The following is a 16,027-nucleotide window of genomic DNA, read 5'->3' on the forward strand; positions in this document are numbered from 1 at the left end:
GCCATGGACGACCTCGGGGTGATGGCGGTGTGGGCCACCGGACGGCGGCTGCCACCGGTGGCGCGGCCCAGGGCCGTCCTCAAAGGACTGGGTCTGGACCTCACCGGGCTCACCGTGGGACGCCGCAACCTGCTGCTGCTGGCCGAACGCCGCCGCCACTTCGGCGACCGGCTCGACGCCGAGGCCGACTGCCCGTCCTGCGGGGAACGCCTCGAACTCGGCCTCGGACTCGGTGCCCTCCTCGCCTCCGCCCACGCCGGAGACGAGGAGGGCACCGCCGAGGCCGCGGGCCACACGGTGACCTTCCGGGTCCCCACCTGCGGGGACCTGGAGGCCGCCGCGGCCACCGGCGACCCGGCGTCGGCGGTGACCACGCTGCTGGAGCGGTGCGTGATCGAGGCCCGCGGCCCGTCCGGGCCCGTCCCCGCGACCGCCCTGCCCGCGCCGGTCCTCGCCGCCGTCGAGGACGCCATGGCCGCCGCCGACCCCTACGCGCACCTGTCCATCGCCGCCGACTGCGCCGTCTGCGGCGCCGCGATCGGCCTGTGGCTGGACCCCGGCCACCTCTACTGGACCGAACTCGTCGCCCGCGCCCGGCGGCTGATGGGCGAGGTCCACCGCCTCGCCACCGCCTACGGCTGGAGCGAGCACGACATCCTCGCCATGGACCCGGTGCGCCGGGCCGGATACCTGGAGCTGGTCGGATGAGCGGGTTCCTGACCGCACTCGCCCTCACCGCGCTCGGGCGCGGCCCGATGCTGCGGCCCCGGGCCCGGACCGCCTTCGAGCCCGGCGACTTCGCCGAGACCGAGACCGACGCCGAGATCGAGGCCGCGCCCGCTGTCCCCGCGTCCCCGCCGCTCCTCTCGCCGCCGTCGCCGGTGGCGTCCCGAACCTCGCCTCCCGCGCCGGTCGCACCGCCGCCCGCCCCGGTGGTGCGACCGGCCACCCCCGCCCCGGGCGAACCGCCCGGGCCGGTGGCCACCGAGGCCGGGCACTCGACGGTGACGCGCGTCGAGAGCCACGAGCACCACTCCACCGTGGAGACCGTCCCGGCGGCGTCCTTCGTGGACGAGCAGCCGCCCGCCGACTTCCCCGAACCCGCCGACGCGGCCGCCGAAGCCGAGCCGGTGCCCGAGCGCACGCTCGTCACCACCCGCGAGACCGTCGACCGGCTCCTGCGCGAACGCCTCACCGAGCGTGGCGTCCACGTCCCGGCCCCGCCCGCCGCGACACCGGACGCGCCACCGCCCGCGCGGCGGCGGCCGCCGGCGAACCCGCCCGTCCCGGCCCCCGCGCCGGTGCGGGCCCGGACCCGCGCCGCCGCGCCCGAAGCCCCGGCCGCGCCCGTCCCGCCCCCGCCACCGGCGCCCGCGCCGGTCATCGAGGTCTCCATCGGCCGCGTGGAGATCCGCGCGGCGGCACCGCCCCGTCCCGTCGCGCCGCCGCCCGAACCGGCCCGCGACTACGACCCCGCGCCCTCGCTGGAGCGGTACCTGTCCGGATTGGAGCGCCGCCGATGAGCAACGGGTACGCGATCGCCGCCGTCACCGCCGTCCTCCGCAGCCGCCTCAACCAGACCCTGGCCGCCACCGACCCCGCCGGGACCGTCGGGAACGTCACCGTCAGCGCGCTGCCGCCCGACCGGATCACCATCGGCGGCTCCGAACCGGCGCAGCTGAACCTGTTCCTGTACCAGGTCACCCCCAACACCGCCTACCGCAACGTGCAGCTGCCCTCGGTGTCCTCCGGCGGCACGCCCGTCACCGGGCCGCCGCTGGCCCTCGACCTGCACTACCTGCTGACCGCCTACGGCGCCGAGCAGTACTTCGCCGAGATCATCCTCGGCCACGCCCTGCGGCTGCTGAACGACGAGCCGGTGCTGACCCGCGAGGCGATCCGGGCCGCGCTGAACCCGTCGGTCCCCGACCCGACGCTGCCGCCCGCGCTGGCCGGATCGGGCCTGGCCGACCAGGTCGAGCAGATCAAGGTGACCACCGCCGTCGCCGGGCCCGAGGAGCTGTCCAAGCTGTGGTCGGCGATGCAGGCCCACTACCGGCCGACGGTGAGTCTGGAGGCCCGGGTCGTGCTCATCGAGAGCGCCCGCCGGACCCGCCGCGCGCTGCCCGTCGGCGGCGTCGGCTCCTACAGCGGCGCCGGGATGCCGCCCGCGCTGGACGCGGTGGAGAACACCGCCGCCGGGCCCATCACCGCCACCTCCACCATCACCCTCTTCGGCCGGGACCTGGCCCGCGAAGGCCTCCTGGTGCGCTTCGGCGCCGTCGAGCACGAGCCCGACGCCCAGGACGTCGGGCCCTCGGCGATCACCGTCGACCTGAGCGGCGTCCACCTGCGCGCCGGCGTCCGGTCCGCCCAGGTCCAGGTCGCCCTACCGCTCGGCGACCCGCCCACCGACCACCACGCCTTCCCCTCCAACAGCGTGCCGTTCCTGCTGGTCCCCGTCATCGGCCTCACCCCCCACACCACGAGCACCGAGACCATCGACGCCGTCGAATACGGCACCGGCACCATCGACGTGGCCGTCGCCCCCGCCGTCGCCCCCGAGCAGCGCGTCACGCTGCTGCTGAACGAGATCGGCCCGCCGCCCGGACGCCCCGCGCGCTCCTACGCGCTGCCCGCGCCCGCCCGCAACGGCATCCCCCTGAACGCCGCCGAGACCACCGCGATCACCTTCGCCTTCACCCGCGTCCCCACCGGCGACTACGTGGCCCGCCTCTCCGTCGACGGCGCCGAGAGCCCCCTCACCCGCGACGGCTCCGGCCGCTACGCCGTGCCGGGGGTGACCCTGTGACCTGGGCCGAGGACGAGCAGCGCGCGCTGGCCGCCGACGTGGCGCTCACCGTCGCGCGCCTGCGCGAACACCTCGGCCGCCCCGACGCCGGCGTCGGCGAGGCCCGCGCCGCCCGCGACCGGCTGCCCGCCGGTGGCTCCCTCGACCGGCTCGCCGCCGCCTTCGGGCTGAGCAAGTTCGAACGCGACCTGCTGCTGCTGGCCGTCGCCGACGAACTCGACACCGCCGTCGGAGAACTCTGCGGCGCCCTCAACGCCGGACGCCACGACCGGCCCACCTTCGGCCTCGCCCTGTCCTTCCTCGAAGACCCGCACTGGAGCGCCCTCACCCCCCGCGCGCCCCTGCGCCACCACCGGCTCATCGAAGTCGGCGAGGGACGCCTCACCTCCGCGCCCGTCGCCCTCGACGAACGCGTCCTGCACCACCTGCTCGGCGTCCGCGAACCCGACCGGCGCCTGCGGCCCTACCTGCGCGCCTGCCGCGTCCCCGACCTGCCGCCCCCGTCGGTGATCACCTTCGCCGCCGAACGCGTCCGCGCCGCCTGGACCGCCCCGCGCGGACCCCGCGAACCCGTGCCGCCCGCCGTCCTGCACGGACCCGAGGCCGCCGACCAGCTCGCCGTCGCCGTCCACGCCGCCGGGGACGCCCCCGTGCACCGCGCCGCCGTGCGCGACCTGCCCACCGCCGCCGCCGACCGCGACACCTTCGTGCGCCTGTGGACCCGCGAGGCCCTCCTCGACGGCGCCGTCCTCGCCCTCGTCGCCGAACCCGGCGAGGACGCCGCCGGGATCGCCACCCGCCTGGAGGGACCCGTCGTCGTATGCGGCGAGGAACCCGCCGCCGTGCCCGGCGCCGCCGTCCCCATCGAAGTGCCCCGCCCCTCCCGCGCCGAGCAACGCGCACTGTGGACACAAGTCCTGACCGGCCACCCCTGGGCCGCGCAGATAGACCAGGCCACCATGCAGTTCGACCTCGGCTACACCGACATCGCCACCGCCACCGCCGGCGGCCTCGACGGCTGCCGCTCCCTCTGGGACGTCTGCCGCCGCCGCGCCCGCACCGGCCTCGACGACCTCGCCCAGCGCGTCGAACCCCGCGCCACCTGGGCCGACCTCGTCCTCCCCGGCGAGCAGAAGGACGTCCTGCGCGACCTCGTCGCCCAGGTCCGCGGCCGCGCCCGCGTCCACGGCGACTGGGGCTTCGAACGCGCCGGAGCCCGCGGACTGGGCATCAGCGCGCTCTTCGCCGGGCTCTCCGGCACCGGCAAGACCCTCGCCGCCGAGGTCATCGCCGCCGACCTCGGCCTCGACCTCTACCGCGTCGACCTGTCCGGCGTGGTCAGCAAGTACATCGGCGAGACCGAGAAGAACCTCCGCGCGGTCTTCGCCGCCGCCGAACGCGGCGGCTGCGTCCTCCTCTTCGACGAGGCCGACGCCATCTTCGGCAAACGCACCGAGGTCAAGGACAGCCACGACCGCTACGCCAACATCGAGGTCGGCTACCTCCTCCAGCGCATGGAGAACTACCGGGGCCTGGCCGTGCTCACCACCAACATGCGCTCCGCGCTCGACCCCGCCTTCCTGCGGCGCCTGCGCTTCGTGGTCCAGTTCCCGTTCCCCGACCACGCCCAGCGCGCCGGGATCTGGCTGCGCGCCTTCCCCGCCGAAGTGCCCCTCGACGCCCTCGACCCCGCCCGCCTGGCGCAACTCAACATCGCCGGGGGCAACATCCGCAACATCGCCCTGCACGCCGCGTTCCTCGCCGCCGACGAGGACGCACCCGTCCGCATGGGCCACGTCATGCGCGCCGCCCGCGCCGAATACGCCAAACTCGACCGCCCGCTCACCGCCGCCGAGACCGGAGGCTGGTGATGAACGGCGAGGGACCGGCCGGGGTGCGCCTGCGCGTGGGCGAGCTCGCCGTCCACGGCCTCACCGTCCGGCGACCCGAGACCCTCGGCCCCGCCCTCGAAGCCGCGCTCACCCGCCTCATCGCCGACCGGGGCGTACCCGGACCCTGGCGCGCTGGCGGAGACCTCACGCCACCACCGCTGTCCGTCACCGCCGAGCCCGGCATCGCCGCCGAGGCGCTCGCCGAGCGCCTCGCGCTGGCCCTCTACGAGGGACTCGGCGGATGAACCAGCCCGTGCACGCCCTCGCCCCGCCGGAACCGGCCGCCGAGCCCGACGGCGCCCTCGCCGCGCCCGCCGACCTGCTGTCGGCCGCCGCCTTCGAGGACGGCCCGACCGGCGCGGGCGGCGCGGTGCCGTCGGGACCGGTCGGGACGGGCACCGCACCACCGGTGAGCGACGCCCCCGCGCTCACCGCCGACGCCCGCACCGCTCCGGTCACCACCAACGCGCAACTCGACGCCGCGCTGGGCGCCGAGCACGAACGCGTCATCGCCCTCATCCGCGACCGGCTGCCCGGCTTCCCCGAAGCCGACGGCGCCGACGTCTCGGCGGTCCTGCTGCTGCTGGACGGCTTCGGCCTCGTCGTGGCGGCCTCGCTGATGCGCGTCGTCGGCCACGACCACCGGGTCCGCCTGTACAACCACATCGACGCCGGGCACCGCCGCCGCCACCGCCGCTCGGTGCTCGCCGCGCTCTACGCCGCCACGGCCGAGGAGCGGCGGGCGCTGCCGCCGCGCTTCCTGACCGGGATGCCCCTCGACGAGCTCGCCCCGGTGGAGCGGGCGGCGCTGGTGGACGTCCTGCGCGGCATCACCGACGAGACCTTCACCGCGCTGCTCACCGAGAACCCGGCGGTGCGGGCGGTGATGAGCGAGCCGAGCGACCAGGGCGTCCTGGACCGCGAGCGCGACATCGAGCTGGAGGCCGCGCGCACGCGCGCCACGGCCCGCTCGGCCGAGGACAACGCGCTGGTCAACCGGCTCAACGGGATCCTGGCGGCCCGGCGCGGCGACTGGAAGCAGGACGCGCTGAACCTGCTGGCGCCGCTGGCTCCCGCGCCCGCGCAGCCCAAGCAGTCGCCGAGTGACGTGCCGCGTTCGGCGCGGCTGGCGGCGGTGGTGGAGCGCATCGAGTCCGGCGACCGCGTCCGCGACCTGATCGACGACCTGGCCTCCGGCTGGAGCGTGCCGACCCTGAGCCCGGTGACGCTGGAGCTGATCCGGCACCGCGCGCCCGCCGCCAACCTCGCCCACGTGCAGCGGCTGCTCACCCGCTCCATCACCGACTGGGCGGTGCGCGACTGGGAGGCGTGGCTGGCCTACCAGATCGTCCGCCGCCTCCCGCCCGCCGACCAGGACCGGTGGCGGCGCCTGGACGGCGGCCGCTGGTTCCGGCGCATGGAGGAGGAACTGCCCGACGGGCTGCGCGAGTCGGCCTACGAGGGCATCACGCTGGAGATGGTGGACGGCGAGCTCCGCGACGTCGCCTCGCGCCGGGCGGTGCTGCTGCGGTCCGGGCAGGCGCAGACCGACTTCGCCGCGCTGACCGCCGCCTGCGAGGCCGGGATCAGCGAGGCCAACGCCTCCGGCCTGCTGCTGCGGATCATGAGCGCGGGGGAGGCCACCGGCCCCAATGGACAGCTGCTGCTGAGCGAGAGCGAGCGCGCCGAGCTGCTGCGCGCCATCGTCCAGGGCCTGGACCGGCGCGGGTACCTGTCCACGATCTTCCGGCGGCTGCCCGACCGGTGGCTGTTCGAGCTGGACAATCTGCACCTGTTCCGCCGCGTCGCCGAGCTGCGGGACCCGGCGATGCTCTTCCGCCAGGTCAACGACCTCGTCTCGCACAACTCGTGGCGGGACGTGCCGATCATCGGCATCTTCGCCTCGGAGTGGTCGACCAACGCCCACGACGCGTTCGTGGCGTTCCTGCTCTCGCGGCACCTGCCCGCCGCCGACCGGCGCGAGCTGGAGGCCACCGGCCAGTGGGCGGCGCTGACCGGCGCGCTCACCCAGGACATGCGGCACGCCGCCGGGATGCACCTGTTCGCCGACCCCGGCGGCGCCGAGCGCGGCCGCATCATGGACCGGCTGCGCGACAACGTGATGTGGGCCCCCGGGCACGCCGCCGAGCTGCGGACCCTGGTGCGGATGGCCATCGAGCTGGGCGAGCACCGGTGGGTCTTCGACCGCTCCCGGGAGACCCGGGCCTTCACGATCACCGAGTTGCAGCCGATGGTGGACGCCTTCCGGCTCTACTCCGAGCCCGGCCGCCGCGAGTACGTCCCCTACCGGCTGCCGATCGAGGAACCCGCGCAGGATTTGTGGACGGTCCTGTCGCGCGCCGGGAGCTGGCTGTGGGTGCGGCTGCGGGCCCTGGGCCGCATCATCGGCAGCCTCAACCTCGGCCTCAACAACGTCGGCTTCGACGACCTCGACCTCAGCGACGTGCAGGACCTCATGGGCGGCGGTGTGGGACCCGCGCAGCTGAGCGCGGGCGGCAACCGCCTCAGCGCCTCCTACAACCCGCGCGACGGGCTGCTCCTGCTGACCATGGACCGGCTGGAGATCGACCGGCTCAACCACATCGGCGCGACCTTCACCGCCCGCTCCAACCGGATCGTGCTGGAGGGCCTCACGGTCGCCGCGACGTTCCCCGCGCAGCAGACCCGGCGCCCGACGGCGCTGCGGCTGCGGATGAGCTCGGCGATGGCCGAGGACCTGCTGCTGACCACCGAGAGCCTCTTCCTCGGCGTGGCCCGGTCCACTCTGGACTCCCTCGGTGTGGACGCCACCCCCACCGGCGACGAGGAGCCGCTGCCCGCGCCGCCCGGCAGTGACTTCGGGCTGCCGATCCCGATCTTCGGGCCGATCATCAGCGCGATCGTGAACCTCATCCAGCGCGTCGGCTACGTCCAGCGCAGCCTGCGCGGGCTCGGCTCGGTCCAGGGTCTTGCGGTCACCGCCGAGCGCGTCCAGTTCGACGGGATCGCCCTCGGCGGCTCCTGGACGGCCTCCACCGTGCGCTTCTCCGACATCGTGCTGGGCGCCGGGCTCAACCGGCGCGCGTTCCTGCTGCGGCTGATCCAGGTCCTGGAGCGGCGGCTGGCGCGCGCCACCGAACGCGGCGACGCCGACGCGGTGGCCCGGCACTCCGCCCGGCTGACCGAGACGCGGCAGCGGCTGGCGAGACTGAGCGACCGCGGCACCGACGACGGCCGCGCCTGGGCGGAGCTCCAGGACATCCGGGCGCGCTTCGTGGCCGACCCGTCGAGCGTGACCGGGGCCGAGCGGCGGCGCGCGGCGGCGCTGGAGCAGCGCTTCACCGGCGGCGCGGTCGCCGACATCGGCTCCCTCACCGTCAGCGGCCTGTCGGGCTCCCTCTACGTCGACGACATCGTCCTTAGTGGACTCACCGGGGACGTCGAGTCGCCCGTCTTCGGCCCCGACACCGCCCCGGCCGCCTCGCAGTTCCTCACCGACGCCGACCGGGTGCGCGCCTTCCGCGACCACGGCCCCGGCTACCCCGGCGGCGCGGTGGCGCCCGCCGTCCTGCCCATCCGCGCCGAGACCGCCGAGGTGCGCGGGCTGTCGATGCTCGCCGACGAGGCCGATCTGCCCACGGTGGCGCTTTTGCGGCGGCAGCTGGCGGCTCTGCCGCCGAACACCCCCGAGGAGCGGCGGCGGCTGCTGGAGTCGGTCATCGAGGACGCCGGGGACTACGAGGCGGCGCGTCAGCGGTTGCGGACCCCGCCGCCGCTGGCCCCCGAGGAGCGCGCCCGCACCGAGCTGGTGCTGGAGCTGGCCCGGCTGCGGCTGCGGACCCGCTTCGGCATCAACATCGAGTCCATCGGCGCCACCGACGCCGGGGCCGACTTCCTGTTCGGGCCCGGGCTGACCGACCTGAGCGCGCTGCGCTTCGGGGCCGAGGGCCTGACCGTGCGCGGCTACAACCAGGGCGCCATCCACGTCGACGAGATCACCGGCGCGGGCGTGAGCGCGTCGCCGGAGCGAGACCTCGCGCCCGGCCCCGACGGGCGGCCCCGGCGCGGGCACAGCGTGTCGGCGCGCTCGGTGACGGCCCGGGGCGTGACCCTGGACTGGGCGGGCAACCAGATCGGCAGCGTCGGCATCACCGGCCTCAGCGGCGAGGTGGAGCGGCTGCGCGACACCCCCACCGGGCCGGTCACCGCCTACCGCGTCACGGGGATGCGCGCCACGACCGTGGTGGTGGAGGGCATCGACTACCGGACCTCGTCGATGTGGGTCCACTCCGAGGGGCCGACGACGTTGCGGGGCGTGCTCATCAACGCGACCTACGCGCACGTCGAGGGCGGCACGGAGCTGCGCGTCCCGCACCTGCGCGTCGACGAGGTCGTCGCCGACCACCTCGTGGTCGAGAACAACGGCGGGGAGGCGTGGCGGGCCACCGTCCGCTCCGGCTCGCTGCTCGGGCTGACCGCCGACGACGTGGTGGTGCGGATGCCGACCATGGGCGACAGCGAGATCACCGGCGCCTTCGGGCTGGACGCCCTGGAACGGCTGCGCTTCAACGTCGCCGCCGGTGCCTTCAGCTTCGGCGGGACCCTCGGCAGCGCCAGGCGGGTGGGGACCCTGGGCGTGCGGCTGGCGCGCGGGCGGGACACCTTCGACCTGTCGGGCCTGGTGCTCACCGAGGGCCTTCTGGGCACCTCCGACGGGCAGGTCGCCATCGAGCGGCTGGTCTTGAGCGCCGGGGCCGAGCACTCCGGCGACACCTGGACCCTGCGCTACCTCCAGATCCCGACCCTCCAGCTCGGGCGGCTCAACTGGCGCACCGGCGACGGCGAGAGCATCTCCTCCACCGGCGGGGTGACGCTGAGCGGGCTCACCGCCAACGGGTCGGTGCAGACTCCGGCGAGCGGGCCGATGCGCGTGCGGGTGGAGTCGCTGGTCATCGCCTCGGTCACGGCCACCAACCTGCACTACAGCGCGCCGCCCATCGACATCAACCTCGGCCGCGCGGTCTCCCCGGCGCCCGGCCGCGAGCCCCTGCGGATCGAGACCATCACCCTCGGCGGCTTCGAATGGACCCGGCCCGGCGGCATCACCGCCGGGACCCTCGGCATCGCCTCGGTCGCCGCCGACTTCCACGGCACCCTCGCCCAGCACCTCACCACCGAGGCCACCCTGAACGTCTCGCGGCTGTCGGCGACGTTCTCGGCCGGCGGGCGGATCGTCGTGCGCGCCGGGGCGAGCCTGGACGCCGACGTCGAATACCACGACCCCGGCGCGACCCCCGCCGACCGGCGGGACGTCTCCGCGCACGTCCGCGTCGGCGATCTCGACCTGGGCGAGCTCAGCATCAGCCGGGAGGCCGTCGAGTTCGGCGCGGGCACCGCCCCGGGACTGTCCATCGGGGACGTCACCGTCGACCGCGCCACCTACGACTCGCCGAACCTGCGGATCGAGACCCTCACCGGCGGGCGCGGGGCGATCCTGCACAGCCTGCGCACGCGGCTGCGCATCGAGCTGCGCTCGGCCGAGGAGCGCCGCCGCGCCGGTGGCGCGCGGGCCTCGGCGATCCGGCGGATCGTCGTCCGCGACCTCCAGGCGGACTCGCTGGAGCTGGACGGCGTGCAGCTGACCCTGCCCAACCTGATCGCCCCGGACGCCACGGGCGCGCACCCGGTGCGGATCTGGGTCGCGCCGGGTGAGACCGCGTTCCTGCGCGGTCTCACCCTGGCCATCCCGCCCGGCGGCGTGGTCATCGACTCGCCCTCCACGGTCGGCGGGAGCTGGACCATCCCCGAGCTGTCGCTCTCCCTGCTCGGCACGCCCTCGGCCACCGGCGGCCCCGGCCTGCCCGGCCTGCTGATCCCGCGCCTGCGGGCGGCGATCCCGGGGCGGCTGCGCGACTTCGAGGGCCGCGTCACCGCCGAGCAGATCGACGCGACCAGGTTCAGCGGCGGCGGGATGCTGTTCAGCCTCACCAACCCCAGCGTCACCCAGATCGTGGCCGCCTTCGAGAGCGCCGGTGCGCCGCCGTCGATGCTGCGGCTGTTCGGGCCCGCCACCAGCACGCTCCCCGAGGGCGGGCTGCGCGCCGACCGCGCCACCTACGACACCCGCACCGGGGTGGCCACCGCGACCGGGCTGAACATCTCCCAGCTGTCCTTCGTGGACCCCGCCGGCGGGCTGACCGTCCGCGTCGACCGGGGCGTCCTGCCCGGCACCGCCCGCGTCGAGACCGCCTCGGGCACCGAGGTCCGCATCCCGCGGCTGGAGATCAGCGGCGCCTACTTCGAGAAGACCTTCCCCGCGGCCACGCCCACCGCCTCGTCGTCGACCACGCCCTACGGGGACCTGGTCAACATGCTGCGGACCATCCACGTCAACCGGGTCATCGAGAACCTCAATGGGCGCCTGCGCTTCGACCTGCACCTGCCGGTGCTGGCCGCCCACAGCGTCCCCGGCTGGCTGCTGGGCGACACCATCCCCATCGACCTGGGCCTGACCGCCGGGCAGATCAACTACCAGTCGCTCCAGGCGTCCCTGAACACCGCCGGGTGGGCCGGGGGACGCCTCTACTTCGAGGTCGACACCGGCAACAACCGCCTCAAGCTCCGCTTCGACTCGCCCGACATCCCGTACATGACACCCGGGGGCATCGTCTGGATCCCGACCCCCGACATCGACGTCGCCCACTGGGACCTGTGGGCGGGGGAGATCGCCACCCTCAGCGCGCCCGACCACCTCGTCTCGGCCTGGCGGCTCATGGAGCAGCTCCAGGGCCGCGCCCGCGACCGCCTCGAAGGCGCCCTCAGCGGCGCGGCCACCGCCGGTCCGCCGAGCGTGGAACTGCAGAACATCGACGGGAACCTGTCGGTGAACAACCCCAACCCGTTCTTCCTGAACTTCCCGCGCGGCACCATCAGCGGCATGGAGGGCTGGGTCGAGATGGCCGCCAACTCCATCACCGGCCTGCGGCTGCACGGCAACATCCCGCAGGACGCCGGGGGCACCGGCCTCGAACCGGTCAGCCTCGAACAGGCCCACGTCAACCGCGTCGACTTCACCCTCTCCGGCGGACGGTCCCTGACCACCGGCTCCATCACCGTCCGCGACGCCTCCGACGTGATCTTCCGGCTCAGCCGGGGCAGCACCGCCGCCGGGACCTTCAGCAACCAGCTCGAATTCGTCGGCGGACGCATCCGCAGCGCCGTCGCCGAGGACATCGTCTGGAGGATGCCGTGAGACACCGCGCCTCGCACATCGGCGACGGCGGCCTCGCCCGGCCCGCCGAGCGGCAGGCCGAGGACGCCGCCGAGGGCCGCCGTCCCCGCCTCGACGCCCCGCCCACCACCGGGAGCGCGCCCGTGCCCGGCGTCGGTGAGCCGCTGGCCGAACCCGCCCGCGCGCTCTTCGAGGAGCGGCTGGGGGAGTCCCTGGACGGCGTCCGCGTCCACAGTGGACCCGCCGCCGCCCGGGCCGCCGCCGAACGCCACGCGCGGGCCTACGCCGTCGGGGACCACGTCGTCCTCGGCGCCGAGGACGACGACCTGCTCGCCCACGAGCTGGCCCACGTCGTCCAGCAGCGGCGCACCGGCGTCACCGGCGTCCAGCACGACGACGAGCCGCGCACCGGCGGCATCGGGCGCACCCCGCCGCGCGTCGACTACGACGTGGTGCGCGCGCCCGCCTCCCGCGAGGACCTGAGCGTGCTGTTCGCCCGCGACTCCGCCGACCTGCCCGACCAGGGCCTGGCCGGGCTGCTGCCGCTGCTGCCCGCCGGAGCGCAGCCGGTGCGCGTGGAGGTCGACGGGTACTCCAGCCGCGAGGGCGACGACGCCTACAACCTGAACCTCTCCGCCCACCGCGCCGCCGCCGTCCAGGCCGCGCTGGCGCTGATCCTCCCGCCGGGCTCCGAGGTCGTCCTGCACGCCCACGGCGAGACCGCCGCCTTCGGCGCCGAGGCCGGCGGCAACCGCCGGGCCGGCCTGCGCGTCAGCGCCATCACCCCGCGCGTGCCCGTGCCGCCGCCCTCGCTGTACCCGCCCCGGCGCTTCCCGAGCATCGTCCCCGAGCTCGAACTGCACCTCGACCCCTCGCTGCTGCGCCCCTGGCGGCTCGGCGACCCCCTGCCCGACCCGTCGACGGTCCCGCCACTGGGCGGGACGGGCGCGCCGCCGACGTTCACCCCGTTCCGGCCCGCGTTCCCGCCGCCGATCGTGGTCCCGCCGATCATCGGGCCCACCCCCGGCACGCCCTTCCAGCCCTGGCTGTTCCCCGGCATCGTGCCCCGCCGCCCGCGCGTCGACTGGACCGGCATCCGCGAGGGGATGCTCTCCCACGGCGGCGTCTCCATCGACACCCGGCTCGGCGACTCCATCCAGTCCACCGTGGACTCCGAATACGACCGCTACCGCGGCCTCGGCTTCGACCACGAACTCGCCGAACGCCTCGCCAACCTCGCCGTCAGCTCCGAACTGTCCCGGCAGCTGGCGCGCGAGGGCAACACCGCCATCGACCGGAGCAACAACGAGCTGAGCCGGATGGGCGTCTCGACGATCACCGTCCCGGTGATCACCCCCGAGGTCATCGACCGCATCCGCCGCATCTTCGGAGGAGGAAGCCGATGAGCTCCCCACTGACCCCACGCGTCGTCCGGGGCGGGATCACCCTCGTCGACGCCGTCACCAACGCCGTCCGCCGGGTCATCCCCCTCCAGTACAACCCGGACACCGTCACCCGCAGCTTCACCGTCCGCGGCGCCGGAGCCGAGGCCGGCGCCCGCGCCGAAGCCCTGCGGCTCACCGGACCGCCCGGCCAGACCATCACCGTCGACTGCGAGTTCGACGCCACCGACCAGCTGGAGTTCCCCGAGGCCAATCCCGTGGTCGCCGAGGTCGGCCTGCGCGCCCAGCTCGCCGTCCTGGAGACCATGATCTACCCGCGCCTGGACGACGTCCGCCGCGCCGCCGGGCTCGCCGCCGCCGGGGAACTGGAGATCGCGCCCGCGCCCGCCCCGCTGACCCTGTTCGTGTGGAGCAAGAACCACATCACGCCCGTGCGGCTCACCGAGTTCACCATCACCGAGGAGAGCTACGACGGGCAGCTCAACCCCATCCGCGCCAAGGTCCACCTCGGCATGCGCGTCTCCACCATCAACGAGGTCGGCACCGACAGCCGCGCCGGGCAGATCGCCATGACCCACCACCAGCGCCTCGAACAGCTCGCCGCCCGCCAGGCGAACGCCGGCATCGACGCCATCGGACTCGGGAGACTGCCGTGACCTTCGACCCCAGCACCATCCTCGCCGGTCTCACCCAGGCCGCCCCCACCCACCAGGCCCCCGGCAGCCGCTACGCCGACACGCCCACCGCGCAGCGCACCCTCCCCGACGGGACCGTCATCGTCCACCTGCGCCGCCGGATGCTCCCGCGCCCGGAGGACCAGCCGCTCGTCGGCTACCTGCGCGTCACCGAGGGCGACCGCGTCGACCGGCTCGCCGCCGACGTCACCGGCGACCCCACGCGCTTCTGGCGCATCGCCGACGCCAACCTCGTCATGCACCCCGACGAACTGGTCGCCGAACCCGGCTCCGCCATCCGCGTCACCGGGGGTGAGCCCGGTGCTTAGGGGCGTCAAACTCGGCGTGCGGGTCGGCGCCCTGAGCACCGGCCCGCTCCCGGCCGAAGTCATGCGCAACCTCCTGGAGGCGCAGGTGACCGTCTCGGCCGGGCAGCGCGGCGGATTCCAGCTGCGCTTCGCCGTCGCCAAGAACGACATGCTCAGCCGCGAGATCCTCCCCGGCAACAGCTTCGACCCGCCCAACCGGGTCCAGATCCTGGCCTACGTCGACGGCGAGCGGCACATCCTCATGGACGGCGTCATCACTCGCCACGACTTCGCCCCCTCCAGCGAGGCCGGGGCCTCCACGCTGACCGTCACCGGCGTCGACGTCAGCCAGATGATGGACCTCATCGACATGTCCGGCCTGCCCCAGCCGGCCATCCCGCGCGAGGTGAAAGTCCTCATCGCGCTCGCGCCGTTCGTGCCGCTGTACGGGGTGATCCCGGCCGTCATCCCGAGCCTGTCGATGGTGGTGCCGAACCCGCTGCGTGAGATCCCCGCCATGCAGGGCACCCACTACGCGTTCATCAGCCAGCTCGCCGACGAGGTCGGCTACGTCTTCTACGTCGAGCCGACCGGCGAGCTCGGCGTCAACGTCGCCTACTGGGGACCCGAGGTGCGCGCCGGATCGCCGCAACCGGCGCTGAGCGTGAACATGGACGCCGCCACCAACGTGGAGTCGCTGTCCTTCGCCTTCGACGGGCTGGCCCGCAAGTTCCACCTGCTGCTGGGCCACATCCCCGAGGTGCACACCACGATCCCGATCCCGCTGCCCGACGTCTCCCCGCTCAACCCGATGCTCGGCAAGAAGTTCATCCCGCCCCTGTCGTACGTGCGCCTCAACGCCGGGCAGGCCCGCTACGCCGCCGCCGAGACCGAGACGGCCGAACGCAGGCGCGAGGACGCCATCGCCAAGCACGACGTGGTCACCGCCGTGTCGCGCGGCCTGGGCCGCGCCGCCCAGTCCGGGCAGATGATCTCCGGCTCGGGCTCCCTCGACGTCCTGCGCTACGGGCGGCCCCTCCAGGCCCGCCGCCTGGTCGCGGTGCGCGGCGCCGGGCGCGCCTACGACGGCGAGTACTACGTCAAGTCGGTGACCTCGACGCTCAAGCCGGGTGAGTTCAAGCAGCGCTTCACCCTCAGCCGCAACGCCCAGATCTCTACCAACGACAGGGTGACCCCATGAGCCAGGCCTACTACGGGAAGTACCGAGGCACCGTCCTCAATAACGTCGACCCGCTCCAGACCGGCCGCCTGCTCGTGCAGGTCCCGGACGTGACGGGCCTGCCGCCGTCCAGCTGGGCCATGCCGTGCTTTCCGGCGGCCGGGATCCAGCACGGCGTGTGGACCCTGCCGATGATCGGCGCGGGCGTGTGGGTGGAGTACGAGCAGGGCGACCCGGACAAGCCGATCTGGTCGGGCTGCTGGTACGGCTCGGCCGCCGAGGTCCCCGCGCTGGCCCTGGCCGCCCCGCCGGGGCTGCCGCACTTCGTGATCCAGACCGCCGGGCAGAACACCCTCGTCGTCTCCGACATGCCCGGGCCCACCGGCGGCATCCTCATCAAGGGCCGCACCGGGGCGTTCATCTCCGTCTCCGAGATCGGCATCACCATCAGCAACGGGCAGGGCGCCACCATCGTCATGGCCGGGCCGTCGGTGACGGTCAACAACGGCGCGCTGGTGGTGATCTGA

The 16,027-nt window shown here is 74.6% G+C and carries 11 protein-coding genes; all 11 read left to right on the forward strand.

The features are described from left to right. Window positions 1–3 precede the first annotated feature (3 nt). From QSK10_RS31055 to QSK10_RS31105, 11 genes are read left to right on the forward strand one after another with little or no spacing between them, the layout of a single operon-like run. Window positions 4–708: a hypothetical protein gene (locus QSK10_RS31055; protein WP_285666985.1), complete on the forward strand. Its 705-nt coding sequence runs from the start codon at window positions 4–6 to the stop codon at window positions 706–708. Continuing rightward, window positions 705–1,523, forward strand: a complete 819-nt coding sequence (locus QSK10_RS31060) for a hypothetical protein (RefSeq protein WP_285666986.1) — start codon at window positions 705–707, stop codon at window positions 1,521–1,523. Before QSK10_RS31055 ends, QSK10_RS31060 begins: the two co-directional genes overlap by 4 nt. Further along, window positions 1,520–2,812 carry a Pvc16 family protein gene (locus QSK10_RS31065; RefSeq protein WP_285666987.1) on the forward strand — a complete coding sequence of 431 codons (1,293 nt, stop codon included), beginning with the start codon at window positions 1,520–1,522 and terminating at the stop codon, window positions 2,810–2,812. The genes QSK10_RS31060 and QSK10_RS31065 overlap by 4 nt, the downstream gene beginning before the upstream one ends. Further along, a complete protein-coding gene (locus QSK10_RS31070; RefSeq protein ID WP_285666988.1) occupies window positions 2,809–4,683 on the forward strand; it encodes an ATP-binding protein in 1,875 nt (624 codons plus the stop codon). Before QSK10_RS31065 ends, QSK10_RS31070 begins: the two co-directional genes overlap by 4 nt. Beyond that, a complete protein-coding gene (locus QSK10_RS31075; RefSeq protein ID WP_285666989.1) occupies window positions 4,683–4,949 on the forward strand; it encodes a hypothetical protein in 267 nt (88 codons plus the stop codon). The genes QSK10_RS31070 and QSK10_RS31075 overlap by 1 nt, the downstream gene beginning before the upstream one ends. Further along, complete coding sequence (locus QSK10_RS31080) at window positions 4,946–11,956, forward strand: hypothetical protein (protein WP_285666990.1); 7,011 nt, start codon at window positions 4,946–4,948, stop codon at window positions 11,954–11,956. The genes QSK10_RS31075 and QSK10_RS31080 overlap by 4 nt, the downstream gene beginning before the upstream one ends. Further along, window positions 11,953–13,341: an eCIS core domain-containing protein gene (locus QSK10_RS31085; protein ID WP_285666991.1), complete on the forward strand. Its 1,389-nt coding sequence runs from the start codon at window positions 11,953–11,955 to the stop codon at window positions 13,339–13,341. The genes QSK10_RS31080 and QSK10_RS31085 overlap by 4 nt, the downstream gene beginning before the upstream one ends. Further along, on the forward strand, window positions 13,338–13,994 hold the full coding sequence (locus tag QSK10_RS31090) for a hypothetical protein (RefSeq protein WP_285666992.1): 657 nt from the start codon (window positions 13,338–13,340) through the stop codon (window positions 13,992–13,994). The genes QSK10_RS31085 and QSK10_RS31090 overlap by 4 nt, the downstream gene beginning before the upstream one ends. Beyond that, the gene (locus QSK10_RS31095) at window positions 13,991–14,341 is read left to right on the forward strand and encodes a hypothetical protein (protein ID WP_285666993.1); all 351 of its coding nucleotides are present in this window, start codon (window positions 13,991–13,993) and stop codon (window positions 14,339–14,341) included. Before QSK10_RS31090 ends, QSK10_RS31095 begins: the two co-directional genes overlap by 4 nt. Then, window positions 14,334–15,521: a hypothetical protein gene (locus tag QSK10_RS31100; RefSeq protein WP_285666994.1), complete on the forward strand. Its 1,188-nt coding sequence runs from the start codon at window positions 14,334–14,336 to the stop codon at window positions 15,519–15,521. The genes QSK10_RS31095 and QSK10_RS31100 overlap by 8 nt, the downstream gene beginning before the upstream one ends. After that, the gene (locus QSK10_RS31105; RefSeq protein ID WP_285666995.1) at window positions 15,518–16,027 is read left to right on the forward strand and encodes a phage baseplate assembly protein V; all 510 of its coding nucleotides are present in this window, start codon (window positions 15,518–15,520) and stop codon (window positions 16,025–16,027) included. Before QSK10_RS31100 ends, QSK10_RS31105 begins: the two co-directional genes overlap by 4 nt.

The organism is Actinorhabdospora filicis, from assembly GCF_030269765.1.
GTDB classification, from domain to species: Bacteria; Actinomycetota; Actinomycetes; order Mycobacteriales; family Micromonosporaceae; genus Actinorhabdospora; species Actinorhabdospora filicis.